This window comes from Streptomyces sp. NPDC012466, from assembly GCF_042955215.1.
GTDB lineage: Bacteria > Actinomycetota > Actinomycetes > Streptomycetales > Streptomycetaceae > Streptomyces.
In genome coordinates this window covers 11,899-24,806 of sequence record NZ_JBIBEQ010000006.1, presented here as the reverse complement: position 1 = coordinate 24,806, position 12,908 = coordinate 11,899, and the positions used below count along the sequence as shown (strand labels likewise).

The window sequence follows — 12,908 nt, the reverse complement described above, 5'->3', positions numbered from 1 at the left end:
GCGCCACGGAACGGTCTGCATACACTGACCGGCCGAAAGACAGTTCGGCCGGTCCCGGCAGGAAGCAGAGACGACACGTGACAGAAGCGATCCTCCTGGTCGGCGGCAAGGGCACCCGGCTGCGCCCGCTCACGGTGCACACGCCCAAGCCCATGGTCCCGGCGGCCGGGGTGCCCTTCCTCACGCACCAGCTGGCCAGAGCGAGAGCCGCGGGCGTCGAGCACATCGTCCTGGCCACGTCCTATCTGGCCGAGGTCTTCGAGCCGTACTTCGGTGACGGCTCCGGGCTGGGACTCCACCTGGAGTACGTCACCGAGGAGGAGCCGCTCGGCACCGGCGGTGCCATCCGCAACGTGGCCTCCCGGCTGCACTCCGGCCCCGACGACCCGGTCCTGATCTTCAACGGCGACATCCTGACGGGCCTGGACATCCGGGCCCTCGTCGACACCCATGAGACGACCGGTGCGGACGTCTCCCTGCACCTCACCAAGGTCACGGACCCGCGCGCCTACGGCCTGGTCCCCACCGACGACACGGGCAGGGTGCTGGCGTTCCTGGAGAAGCCGCAGACCCCCGAGGAGATCGTCACCGACCAGATCAACGCGGGGGCGTACGTCTTCCGCCGCTCGGTCATCGACGCGATCCCGCTGGGCAGGCCGGTGTCGGTGGAGCGGGAGACCTTCCCCGGTCTCCTGTCGGCCGGCGCGCACCTCCAGGGCATGGTCGACTCGACGTACTGGCTGGACCTGGGCACCCCGGCGGCCTTCGTGCGGGGCTCGGCGGACCTGGTCCTCGGCCGGGCCCCGTCGCCCGCCGTCCCGGGCCGCTGCGGCGACCGCCTCGTCCTGCCCACGGCCCAGGTCGCCTCCGACGCGAAGCTGTCGGGCGGCACGGTGGTGGGCGAGGGGGCCTTCGTCGCGGAGGGCGCGCGGATCTTCGGCAGCACGATCCTCCCGGGCGCGGTCATCGAGCCGGGCGCTGTCATCACCGACTCCCTGATCGGCTCCCGGGCCCGCGTCGGCCGGCGCTCGGTCCTCACGGGCACGGTCATCGGCGACGGCGCGGTGATCGGCGCCGACAACGAACTCCTGGAGGGCGCCCGCATATGGTGCGACGCCCGCATCCCGGCAGGAGCGGTCCGCTTCTCCTCGGACCAGTAGGACGCGCGGGGGCCGCTGCACTCAGCTGCGGGCACACCTGCCGCCAAGGGCGATGGGGGTCCCCCTGCTCGAGCGAAGCCGAGAGCTTGGGGGCGGGTGGGCGCAGCGGCACCTGGTGGCGCCGAGGTGCGCGCCCACCCGCCCCCGGCATCGACGCCGGGCACCCGAAGCCCACAGCACCCGCCCCCCGACCGACGCCGAGCACCTCGACCGCCGAGAGTTCACAACTGCCCGATGTCCCACCGGGGCATCTTCGGCGCCCTGCGCGCCGGCACCCTTCCGCTCAGCAGGATCAGCCGGGCCGCCCGATGCCGCTGCCCCGCGTACGGCTCCAGCAGCTCCAGCATCGCCGCGTCATCCGCGTCCCGGTTCCCGGCCAGCGCCCATCCCACGATCCCGGGCAGATGCAGGTCCCCCACCGTCACCTCGTCCGCCGCCCCGTGACTGCGCTGCACCGTCTCCGCGGAGGTCCACGGCCCGACCCCCGGCACGAGCTCCAGCCGCGCCCGAGCCGCCCCGGGGTCCATCCCCACCGCCTGCTCCAGCCGTGCGGCCACCCGCACCGCACGCAGGATCGTCGACGCCCGCTTGTTGTCGACCCCGGCCCGGTGCCACTCCCACGAGGGGATCAGCGCCCAGGTCCGAGGCGAGGGCATCACGTACATCCGCCCGGGCGCGGGCCCCGGCGCCGGCTCCCCGAACTTCCGCACCAGCAGCCGCCACGCCCGGTACGCCTCATCGGTCGTGACCTTCTGTTCCAGGATCGAGGGGATCAAGGACTCCAGCACGAGCCCGCTCCGCGTCAGCCGCAACCCCGGCCGCCGATGCCGGGCCGACGCCAGCAGCCGGTGCCGCGGCACGAACGCCGACGGATCGTCCGCGGACCCGAGCAGCTCGGGCAACCGCTCCAGCAGCCACGGTGCCCCGGGCCCCCACGCCTCCCCGCGCACCCCACCGGCGTACGCGCACACCCGCAGTGTTCCGGGCCCGGCCGGAGTGAGACTGGCCCGCCACACCGACCCGTCCGGCATCGCCCGGAACGTCGGGTCGCCGGGCCCGCGCCGCAGCGGCCCGAGGACCAGGCCCAGATCCAGCGGCCCGTCCGGCACCCACTCGCGCACCCGCCCCGGCCCCGTGGCCTGCCGCGGCATCCCCGGGGGCACGGCGACCTGCCCGCCGCGCACCGGCATGGGGGTACCTCCCACGCCTTTCCGGCTGTGGGGGAGCGTGGGCCGCTGAGCGAACCGTCCTGCCATGAATGAAGTCCCCGGGATCCGTAAGAGCAGCCCTACGAGGGTAGGCGCCGCCCGGCACCTGTCAACGCACCTCGATGAACGTCCCCGCGTCACGCCCGGGCCGCGGCCGCGGTTCCTCCGCGGGATGCCCGACCGCCACCGCCCCCATCGGGTCCCAGTCCGCCGGCAGCTCCAGCACCTCGCGCACCACGTCCCGGCAGAACATCGTCGACGACACCCACGCCGAGCCCAGCCGCTCCCCGGCCAGCGCGACCAGGAAGTTCTGCACGCCGGCACCCGCGGCGACCACGAACATCTCCCGCTCGGCACCGTCGCGCCGCGTGTCGCCGTACGTGTGCGAGCCGTCCATGACCAGGCAGGGGACGACGAGATAGGGCGCGTTGCGCAGTACGTCCCCGCGCCGGACCCGCTTGGCGATGGACTCCTCGCTCTTGCCGTCCCGCCGCAGATCGGCGATCCACGCGTCCCGCATGGCGTCGAGCAGGCGCGTCCGCGACTCCGGCGACTCCAGCAGCACGAACCGCCACGGGGTGGTGTGGTGCGGTGCCGGCGCCGTCACGGCGGCGGCCACGGCCCGGCGTACGGCACCCGCGTCGACGGGTTCGTCCGTGAAGGCCCGGACCGTGCGCCGCTGGGTCACGGCCAGCCGGACCGCCTCGGAGGTGCCGAGGCGGAACATGTCGTCGCGGGCGCCGCGGACCATGACCCGCGCTCCCTCGCCGCCGTCGCCCTCCGCCACCAGATGCGTGAGCCCGCGCACCACGGCGACGGGAAGCCCCGCGGCCTTGCCCTTGACGAGGTCCCCCGCGGCGGCGAGTTCATCGGCCGTGGCGACGACCGTGGCGCTGAGCGGATTGCCGTGGGCGTCCGTGCCGCCGCGCAGATCGTCGAGCACGCGCACTCCGGCGGCGCCGATCGCGACATCCGTGAGCCCGGCGCGCCAGGGCCGCCCGAACGTGTCGGTCACGACCACCCCGACGTCGACACCGAGGGTGTCCCGCAGCCCGTCGCGAATGGCGCGGGCGGAGGCGTCCGGGTCCTCGGGCAGCAACAGCACCGTCCCGGACGGGGTGTTGGACGCGTCGACCCCGGCCGCGGCCATGACCAGGCCCTGCCGGTTCTCCACGATCCGCAGGCTGCCGCGACGGGCGACCACCCGTACGGTCTCCGCGTCGATCGCGGCCTCCCGGTCGACGGCCCGGACGATCCGGCCCTCGGCCTTGGACACGATCTTCGAGGTGACGAGCAGCACGTCCCCGTCGGCCAGCCCGGGCTCGGCGGCCGCGATCAGCTTGGCCAGGTCGTCCCCGGCCGCCACCTCCGGTATCCCGGCCACGGCCCACACCCGGTACCCGTCGGCGCCCCGCTCCGCGCCGGTGACAGCGGCGCTCACGCCCCCCGCACCTCCTCGGCCAGCGTCAGCGCCTCCCGGGCCATGCGCGCGGTGGCGTCGGTGTCGCTCATCAGCAGCGGTACGGCCCGGCAGCGGATCCCGGCCGCCTCGACCTGCTCCACCGCGCCCGCGTCCACCGAGTCGACGAGCCAGCCGTCCAGCAGGCCCGAGCCGTAGTGCTCGGCCACCGCCGTCGCGGTCGACTCGACGCCCACGGCGGCGAGCACCTTGTCGGCCATGCCCCGCACGGGCGCGTCACCGACGATGGGGGAGAGGCCGACGACCGGCACCCCGGCGTCGGCGATCGCCTCCCGGATGCCGGGCACGGCGAGGATCGTGCCGATCGACACGACCGGGTTGGACGGCGGGAAGAGGATCACGTCCGCCTCGGCGATGGCCTCCAGGACACCCGGCGCGGGCTTCGCCTGGTCGGCTCCCACCGGTACGACCGCCCGGGCGGGCACCGAGGCGCGCAGCCGCACCCAGTACTCCTGGAAGTGGATCGCCTTGGTCTCGCCGTCGATCTCGACGGCCACATGCGTCTCGACGCGGTCGTCGGACATGGGGATCAGCCGCACGCCCGGCTTCCAGCGGTCGCACAGCGCCTCCGTCACCGCGCTCAGCGGGTATCCGGCGCCGATCATCTGCGTCCGCACGATGTGCGTGGCGAAGTCCCGGTCGCCCAGGCCGAACCACTCGGGCCCGACGCCGTACCCCGCGAGCTCCTCCTTGAGGTGGAAGGTCTCGTCGGCGCGACCCCACCCCTGCTCCTCGTTGATGCCGCCGCCGAGCGTGTACATCACCGTGTCGAGGTCCGGGCAGACCTTCAGCCCGAAGAGGTGGATGTCGTCCCCGGTGTTGCCGATGACCGTGATGTCCGCGTCCGGGACGGCACGCTTCAGACCACGCAGGAACCGGGCACCGCCGATGCCGCCTGCCAGAACCACAATGCGCATGGGAGCCAGTCTTGCAGGCGCCTGCGACAAGCGGTCGGCGCCCGCGACATCCGGGCCGGCGCCCACGGCATCCGGTCAGGCGGTCAGAGCGCCCGGTACGGTCCGGGCCTCGCAGTGCGGGGCCGTGTGCATCGGCATCTCGGTGAGGCCCGGGTAGTAGACGTGCAGGCTCACCGCCGGCTCCAGTGCGTCGTTCACCACCTCGTGCACGTACCCCGGCGCGAACACGCGCTGCGCGCCCGCACGCAGGGCGCGCGTGCCCCGCTCCGTGCGCTCGGTCAGCGTGCCCTCCAGGACGGTCAGCACCCCGGAGGAGCGGCCGTGGTCGTGCAGCCCGCTGCCCTGCCCGGGCACCCAGGACAGCAGCCACACCTCGTAGCCCGGGCCGGTGCGCAGCCGGTGGTACCAGCGGCTGACCGCGTCGTAGCGGACGAGGTGCTCCCACTGGGAGCGGTCCTCGGCGAGGGAGCGGGCCAGTCCGACGAACTCGGCGACGGTGGCCGGGTGCTCGCGCGGGGTCTGGAGGAGGTGCGTGACTTCGAGGATGTCACCGGCGATCTGGAGGTCGCTGTCGCTGTTCATGGGGTGCGTGGTTCCTCAGTGAAAGAAGGTCAGAGGGAACGGGAGCCGAGAGACGGGTGGCTCGGCCTTCAGCTGGAGCGGGTGTGGCTCAACAGCTGGGACAGCAACAGCTACAGCGAGCGAGGGCAGCACCGTGGGACCCGGCGGTGCGGGTCGAGGTGGATGCCAAGTTCGCGAGCATGCCCACAAGGACACCGGTTCACACCTTCACTGTCAACTCGACACCCGGTATGTGGGATGTGGTTCACCTCATCCGGTCGATCGCTCAGATGAAAGGTTTGTTCATGGCCCGCCCGGGACACATGGCGTCCAACCGGGCGCACAAACCCCGTTGCGTAGTCGTGATCCGACTGTGATCCGTTTCGCTTCGACGTGCGTGTCGGAACGAGATCGAACTCCTGGGCGTCCTTCCCTGTAGAGGTCTGCGAGGGGTCCGGCGGAAGACGTGAGCCCTCAGGGGCTCTGTCGGTGTGTCAGGTTTTATGGTGATTTGAACACTTTCCGCATGGGCTTGGTTCCGCAGAGTGAATAAGGGGCTCAATAGCAGATCTCGGCTTGACTCGCCCGGAGCAGCACACTTGTAATTTCACTCGTGTCGTTCAGCCGGAATCGGTAACGGCTAGATCACGGGGACGCGAAAGACAGACGAGGGGCGCACATGACCGAGACGGTGCAGCAACTGCTGGTCGACGACGCGGACGAGGAACTCGGCTGGCAGGAGCGCGCGCTGTGCGCCCAGACCGACCCCGAGTCCTTCTTCCCCGAGAAGGGCGGCTCGACCAGGGAGGCCAAGAAGGTCTGCCTCGCCTGCGAGGTCCGCTCCGAGTGCCTCGAGTACGCCCTCGCCAACGACGAGCGATTCGGCATCTGGGGCGGCCTGTCCGAGCGGGAGCGCCGCCGGCTGAAGAAAGCGGCCGTCTGACCCCCACCCTCTTCGTGAACGGCCCGTCGCCCGTGGGTGATCCACAGGCGGCGGGCCGTCCGCCCACCCGTCTCCCGGCCACCGGTCCTCAACGAGGCGCTGGGCGCCGCCCCTGCTGGACTGCCGATAGTGTGGTCGCTCGTCCGAGACGCCCCGCCGCCCCCACCGGGCGCGGGCGTCCACCGCAGTCCACCGAACCGGGGCCCGTACCTCGATGTCCGTGCACAGCCACCCGGCAGCTCCCCACGACACCGCTGCCACACCTGAGTTCCCGCGTCATGTGGTGACCGCGGTCCTCGTCTCCCACGACGGCGCCCGCTGGCTGCCCGACGCGCTCGCCGGACTGCTCGGCCAGGAGCGGCCCGTCCAGTTCGCGATGGGCGCCGACACCGGCAGCTCGGACGCCTCCGCACAGCTGGTCACCGACGCGCTCGGCGCCGACCGGGTGCTGCACCTCGCCCGCCGCACCGGCTTCGGCCAGGCCGTCGAGGAGTGCGACCGCACCGCACCGGTCCTCACCCCGGACGAGCTGCCGTACCTGAAGCGCCCCAGCGGCTGGGACCCGGTCACCCGCTCGTGGCGCGACGACGCCTACGACCTGCCCGAGCTGCCGCACGGCGAGCCGGTGCAGTGGCTGTGGCTGCTGCACGACGACTGCGCCCCGGACCCGGACGCCCTGGCCCAGCTGCTGCGGGTCGTGGACAACGAGTACGAACTGGGCCGCGAGGACGTGGCCGTCGTGGGCCCCAAGCTCCGCGGCTGGTACGACCGGCGCCAGCTGTTGGAGGTCGGCGTCTCCATCGCCAACTCCGGCCGCCGCTGGACCGGCCTGGACCGCCGCGAGCAGGACCAGGGCCAGCACGACCACGTCCGGACCGTGCTGTCGGTGTCCACCGCCGGCATGCTCGTCCGCCGCGACGTCTTCGAGCAGCTCGGCGGATTCGACCGCCACCTGCCCCTCATGCGCGACGACGTCGACCTGTGCTGGCGCGCGCACGCGGCCGGCTACCGCGTCCTGGTCGCCCCCGAGGCGGTCGTCCGGCACGCCGAGGCCTCCAGCCGCGAGCGCCGCACGGTCGACTGCGTGGGCCGCACGGCGGCCTCCCCGCACAAGGTCGACAAGGCCGGCGCCGTCTACACCCTGCTCGTCAACGCGCGTACGGCCGTGCTCCCCTGGGTGATGCTGCGCATCGTGCTCGGCACCCTGCTGCGGATCGTGGCCTACCTGGTCGGCAAGGTCCCCGGACAGGCCGTCGACGAGATCCGCGGCCTGATGAGCACCCTGCTCAGGCCCGAGCGGATCCTCGCCGGGCGGCGCGGCAGAGGCGCACCCCGGATCGACAAGGGCGAGCTGCGGGCGCTGTTCCCGCCGCCCGGCGCGACCGTCCGCGTCACCGTCGAGCAGGTCGCGAGCAGCCTCGTCGGCCGCTCCGACCCGGAAGTCGCCGCCGGCGCGGGACGGCACGGCGGCGCCGTCGAGTCGGGCCCCGGCGGCGACGACGCCGACTTCCTCGAGATCGAGCAGTTCGCCCGGCTCAAGCGCATCGCGCGCAAGCCCGGCCCGGTGCTCTTCCTGGTGCTGCTGCTCGTCTCCCTGGCCGCCTGCCGCCAGCTTCTCGGCGGCGGCGCGCTCGTGGGCGGCGCCCTGTTGCCCGCCCCGGCCGACTCCAGCGAGCTGTGGGCGCGCTACCTGGACGCCTGGCACCCGGTCGGCGCCGGCGGCACCTCGCCCGCGCCGCCGTACCTCGCGCTCGTGGCGATGCTGGCGTCCCTGCTGTTCGGCTCGACCGGTCTCGCCGTCACCGTCCTGCTCGTCTGCTCGGTGCCGCTGGCCGGCGTCACGGCCTACTTCGCCTCCCGCCCGCTCGTCGAGTCCCGGCTGCTGCGCGCCTGGGCGGCCGTCGTCTACGCCTTCCTGCCCGCCGCCACCGGTGCCCTCGCCGGCGGCCGTATCGGCACCGCCGTCCTGGCCGTGCTGCTGCCGCTCGTCGCCCGCGCGGGCATCGCGGCCGGCGGCCTGACGAAGGCCGGCGGGGCGCGCGGCAGCTGGCGCGCCACCTGGGCGTACGCGCTGCTGCTGACCATCACCACCGCCTTCACGCCGATCGTGTGGCCCATCGCGCTGCTCCTCGGCATCGGAGTGCTGGTGCTGCGCCGGACCGACATCACGGCCTACGGCCTGCGGTTCCTGGCTCAGCTCGGCACCCCCCTGCTGCTGCTCGCCCCCTGGTCGCTGACGCTGCTCCCGTTCGGTTTCCTCAAAGAAGCGGGCCTGGAGTACGGCCCCTCCACCGCCTCCCCCCTCGACCTGCTCGGCGCCAGCCCGGGCGGCCCCGGCACCGTCAGCGGCCTCATGCTCTTCGGCATCGTGCTGGCCGCCCTGGCCGCCCTGGTGCGCTCCGAACGCCAGGCGGGCATCTGGACGGCCTGGACGGTCGCCCTGACCGGCTTCGTCTTCGCGGTCCTGGCCAACGGCTCCGCCTGGGCCGGCCCGGCGACCCTCGTCTACGGCATCGCCCTCCTGGCGGCCGCCGCGCTCGGCGCCGACGGGGCACGCGCGCGGGTGGCCGAGCAGAGCTTCGGCTGGCGCCAGCCGGTCGCCGTGCTGATCGCCTTCGCCTCGGCCGCCGGCCCGTTGCTCATCGCCGCCGGCTGGATGATCCGCGGCGCCGACGGCCCCCTGGAGCGGCGCGACGCGACCCAGGTGCCCGCGTTCGTCGCCGAGGAGAGCGGCACCCACGACCAGGCCCGCACCCTCGTCCTGGACAGCGACTCCGGCGCCCGCGTCGGCTACATGCTGGTCCGCGGTTCGGGCGCCCGCCTCGGGGACGGCGAGATCGCCGCGGCCGACGGCGAGAACGGCAGGCTCGACAAGGTCGTCGCCAACCTGGTCGCCGGTTCCGGCGCGGACCAGGCCGACCAGCTCGGCGGCTTCGCCGTGCGCTACGTCCTCGTCCACCAGGGCGCGCCCCGCGAGGTCACCCGCGTCCTGGACGCCACACCCGGTCTGACCCGGCTCAGCCAGCAGGACGGCGGCGCGCTGTGGCGCGTCAACCGGGAGGTCGCGCGCGCCACGATCGTCCCCGCTTCCGGATCCGGCACCCCGCGGCCCGTCGCCGCCGGGCCCGTCGACATCCACACCACGATCCCGGCGGGTGCCGGCGGACGCGTACTGCGCCTCGCCGACTCCGCCTCCGACGGCTGGTCCGCCACGCTCGACGGCAAGCCGCTGACCCGCACCACGGTCGACGGCTGGGCCCAGGGCTTCGAACTCCCCGCGGGCGGCGGCAGGCTGGACGTCACCTACGACGACCCGATCGGCCACACGGCCTGGCTGTGGGCCCAGGGGCTCCTCGCCCTCGTCCTCGTGGTGCTCGCCCTGCCCGGCCGACGCCGCGACATCGACGACGACCTCCCCGAGGAGCCTGCCGTCCCGGCCGAGGCCGTCGCCGGCGAGGGCCGCCGCGCCCGCCGCCTGCGCGCCCAGGCGGAAGCCGAGGCCGAGACCGAGGGAACCGCCGGACCCGAGGAGTTCCCGCCCCCGCCCCCGCAGCCGGAACAGCCGCCGGCGGCGGTGCCGCAGCAGCAGAACTACGGCGAGTGGGACAACGCCGCCTACCAGGGCGGCGAGTACGCGGGTTACGGCGACCAGTACCAGAACGCCCCGTACCCGGCGGACGCCTACGGGCAGCAGTACCAGGCGGACCCGTACCAGGGTGGCCAGTACGACCCGTACGCCTACGGCGGCCAGGGTCAGAACCCGTCCTACGACCAGCAGGGTTACGACCAGGCCTACAGTCAGGACCCGGGCTACGGCACGCCGTACGACCCGGCGCAGCAGCACCACCCCCACGGCACGGGCAGTGAGCGTCCCGACGGGAGCCAGCAGTGAACCGCACCACCCTGTCCCTGATCGCGGGCGCGACCGCGCTCGCCGCCGTCACCGGCTTCGCCGCGCTGTCCCAGCCGGACGCCCCGGCCCCGGACACCGCGGCCAAGGCGGCCGCCCAACTGCCCGTGGAGCGCACGAGCCTGCTGTGCCCGGCGCCCAGCACGTCCGACCTCGCCGAGACGTCCTACACGTCCTTCACGCCCGTCACGAAGGGCACCGAGAGCGGCGGCAAGGCCGAACTGCGGGCCGCCGCCCAGGAGTCGGCGGACGCCCCGGCCGACGGCACGGACAAAGGCAAGGGCGGGGACGACGGGAAGTCCGGCAAGGACAAGCCCGCCAAGCCCGTGCTGACGCCGAAGGAGCCCGGCAAGCCGGTCACCGGCGACAGCTCCGGCGGCGACGCGCCCGCGCTCGTCGGAACCGCGGACGGCAGGTTCGCACCCGGCTGGACGGTCCAGGAGACGACCGAGGTCGCCGCGGGGACCGGGCGTGGCCTGCAGGGCGTCAACTGCACCGCTCCGGACACCGACTTCTGGTTCCCCGGCGCCAGCACGGACGCCGACCGCACCGACTACGTCCACCTGACGAACCCCGACGACTCGGCCGCCGTGGCCGACATCGAGCTCTACGGCAAGGACGGCGCCCTGAAGTCCGCGGTGGGGGAGGGCATCACGATCCAGCCGCACTCCAGCGAGCCGGTCCTGCTGTCCACCCTCGTCGACGAGCGGCAGACCGACCTCACCGTGCACGTCAACGTCCGCAGCGGACGCGTCGGCGCCGCCGTGCAGGCCCTGGACGACAAGGTGGGCGGCGACTGGCTGGCCGCGTCCACGGACCCCTCGGGCAGCCTGGTCCTGCCCGGCATCCCCAAGGACGCCACCTCCGTGCGCCTGGTCGCCTTCACCCCCGGCGACGCCGACGCCGACCTGAAGGTGCGCCTGGCGTCCCCCTCCGGGCTGATCACCCCGGCCGGGCACGAGACGGTGCACGTCAAGGGCGGTATGACGACCGCCGTCGACCTGGGCGACGTCACCCGCGGCGAGGCGGGCTCCCTGGTGCTGACCCCGACGGACCGGTCCGTGCCGGTCGTGGCGGCCCTGCGGGTCGTCCGCGGCAAGGGCGACAAGCAGGAGACGGCGTTCATCCCGGCGACCCGCCCCGTCGGCACGCGCGCGACGTCGGCGGACAACAGCGGCAAGGGCAGCACCCTGTCCCTGACGGCCCCCGGCGCCGCCGCCACGGTCAAGGTCACCGCCTCGGCCGGCAGCGAGGGCGGCACCCCGGTGTCGAAGACGTACACGATCAAGGGCGGCACGACCCAGGACATCGAGCCCCCGGCTCCCAGCGGTCTGAAGGGCACCTACGCGCTCACGGTCGAGCCGGTCTCCGGCGGCCCGGTCTACGGGGCCCGCACCCTGGCGGCGACCGAGGGCGGCGTCCCCGCCTTCACCGTGCAGACGCTGCCGGACGACCGGGGGACGGTGGCCGTACCGGAGGCGGACGAGGACCTGTCGGTGCTCCAGAAGTAGAACCGCCGGCCGGCGTCCGGCTCAGCCCTGGTCCTCGCCGTAGCGCGGATCCACCGTCTCCGGCGTCAGCCCCAGCAGCTCGGCGACCTGCTCCACGACGATCTCGTGCACCAGCGCCGCTCGCTCGTCGCGCCCCTTGGTGCGGATCTCGACCGGCCGCCGGTAGACGACCACGCGCGCGGGGCGGCCCTCGCGCGCGCCGATCGTGCCGCCGAGCGGTACCGCCTCGTCGTTCCAGGCCTGGCCGGGCCCGTCGAGCCGGGGGACCTCCAGGACGAGGAAATCGATGTCGGCGAGCTGCGGCCACCGCCGCTCCAGGCGCTCCACGGAGTCCTGCACCAGATCGGCGAACGCGTCCGCACGGCTCGCGGCGAGCGGCACCTGCGGCGGTGCGATGGGGCCGCGCATGCCCCGTCCGTGGCGATCACGGCGGCGGGGCCCGGGGGCGGCGGCACGGGGCGTTACGGGCTTGTCCATCACTGGTGAAGGGTAGTCCCCGACGCGCCCCGGTGCCCGGCACCGCACAGCGGCACGGACGGCTTCCGGCCGACCCGCGGGGCATGTCGTTACATGACAGTTCAAGCCAAGATCGGGCTCAAATCCGTATCCCGCCGAGACCGGTGTGCACACGGCAATTGAGGGTTTTGTGACGACTCCTCTCCGCTCGCGCGGCCGTTCGGCACCCCGGACGGCGATGTCCGGGCAGGTCGGCGAGGTGCGCCCGAAGGAGTGTGTGGGACGTTTCACAGCACGACACGGTGGGGTGACCTCGTGGAGAGTCGTCGCGGCCCGCTCAAGAGTGCGGTACCGTCCAACATCGTGAGCCCTGTACGTCGCTGTTCGCGCACCGCTTGCGGCCGTCCCGCCGTCGCGACGCTGACGTACGTCTACGCCGACTCGACCGCGGTCCTCGGCCCGCTCGCCACCTACGCCGAACCCCACTGCTACGACCTGTGCGCCGAGCACTCCGAGCGCCTCACCGCCCCGCGCGGCTGGGAGGTCGTCCGGCTCCTCGACGGTTCGGCCCCCGCCCGCCCCAGCGGCGACGACCTGGAAGCGCTCGCGAACGCCGTCCGTGAGGCGGCCCGTCCGCAGGAGCGGGCGGCGGAGGCCGGCGGCGGGGGCCGCAGGGCCGACCCGATGGAGGTCGCGCGCCGCGGGCACCTCCGCGTCCTGCGCTCGCCCGACAACTGACCGCGGCCTCGGTTTCTCCACCAG

Annotated in this window: 10 protein-coding genes; 5 read left to right on the top strand and 5 right to left on the bottom strand. The window is 73.7% G+C overall.

Annotated elements, in window-relative coordinates; translation table 11 throughout:
• Positions 1-77 precede the first annotated feature (77 nt).
• On the top strand, positions 78-1,160 hold the full coding sequence (locus ACFY9E_RS22175; RefSeq protein ID WP_390986712.1) for a sugar phosphate nucleotidyltransferase: 1,083 nt from the start codon (positions 78-80) through the stop codon (positions 1,158-1,160).
• Between the two features lie 221 nt (positions 1,161-1,381).
• On the opposite strand, the gene ACFY9E_RS22170 is transcribed toward ACFY9E_RS22175, so the two are convergent.
• The 4 genes from ACFY9E_RS22170 to ACFY9E_RS22155 form a co-directional block, all read right to left on the bottom strand.
• Positions 1,382-2,416: a DNA-3-methyladenine glycosylase family protein gene (locus ACFY9E_RS22170; RefSeq protein ID WP_390986710.1), complete on the bottom strand. Its 1,035-nt coding sequence runs from the start codon at positions 2,414-2,416 to the stop codon at positions 1,382-1,384.
• A gap of 61 nt (positions 2,417-2,477) precedes the next feature.
• Positions 2,478-3,809, bottom strand: coding sequence for a coenzyme F420-0:L-glutamate ligase (locus ACFY9E_RS22165; RefSeq protein ID WP_390986707.1), 1,332 nt, complete (start codon positions 3,807-3,809; stop codon positions 2,478-2,480).
• The gene (gene cofD, locus ACFY9E_RS22160; protein ID WP_390986705.1) at positions 3,806-4,765 is read right to left on the bottom strand and encodes a 2-phospho-L-lactate transferase; all 960 of its coding nucleotides are present in this window, start codon (positions 4,763-4,765) and stop codon (positions 3,806-3,808) included. Before cofD ends, ACFY9E_RS22165 begins: the two co-directional genes overlap by 4 nt.
• A 75-nt stretch (positions 4,766-4,840) precedes the next feature.
• The gene (locus tag ACFY9E_RS22155; protein ID WP_390986702.1) at positions 4,841-5,347 is read right to left on the bottom strand and encodes a cupin domain-containing protein; all 507 of its coding nucleotides are present in this window, start codon (positions 5,345-5,347) and stop codon (positions 4,841-4,843) included.
• Between the two features lie 658 nt (positions 5,348-6,005).
• Between ACFY9E_RS22155 and ACFY9E_RS22150 the strand changes: the two genes are divergently transcribed.
• The 3 genes from ACFY9E_RS22150 (at position 6,006) to ACFY9E_RS22140 (ending at position 11,690) form a co-directional block, all read left to right on the top strand.
• A complete protein-coding gene (locus ACFY9E_RS22150; protein WP_010034659.1) occupies positions 6,006-6,269 on the top strand; it encodes a WhiB family transcriptional regulator in 264 nt (87 codons plus the stop codon).
• Positions 6,270-6,483: 214 nt separating this feature from the next.
• Positions 6,484-10,161: a glycosyltransferase gene (locus tag ACFY9E_RS22145; RefSeq protein ID WP_390986699.1), complete on the top strand. Its 3,678-nt coding sequence runs from the start codon at positions 6,484-6,486 to the stop codon at positions 10,159-10,161.
• Positions 10,158-11,690, top strand: a complete 1,533-nt coding sequence (locus ACFY9E_RS22140) for a DUF5719 family protein (RefSeq protein WP_390986696.1) — start codon at positions 10,158-10,160, stop codon at positions 11,688-11,690. The genes ACFY9E_RS22145 and ACFY9E_RS22140 overlap by 4 nt, the downstream gene beginning before the upstream one ends.
• 21 nt (positions 11,691-11,711) lie before the next feature.
• Here the strand turns inward: ACFY9E_RS22140 and ACFY9E_RS22135 are convergent, their stop codons facing one another.
• The gene (locus tag ACFY9E_RS22135) at positions 11,712-12,167 is read right to left on the bottom strand and encodes a metallopeptidase family protein (RefSeq protein ID WP_390986694.1); all 456 of its coding nucleotides are present in this window, start codon (positions 12,165-12,167) and stop codon (positions 11,712-11,714) included.
• Positions 12,168-12,461: 294 nt separating this feature from the next.
• On the opposite strand from ACFY9E_RS22135, the gene ACFY9E_RS22130 reads away from it, so the two are divergent.
• A complete protein-coding gene (locus tag ACFY9E_RS22130) occupies positions 12,462-12,884 on the top strand; it encodes a DUF3499 domain-containing protein (RefSeq protein WP_283974607.1) in 423 nt (140 codons plus the stop codon).
• Positions 12,885-12,908: the final 24 nt, after the last annotated feature.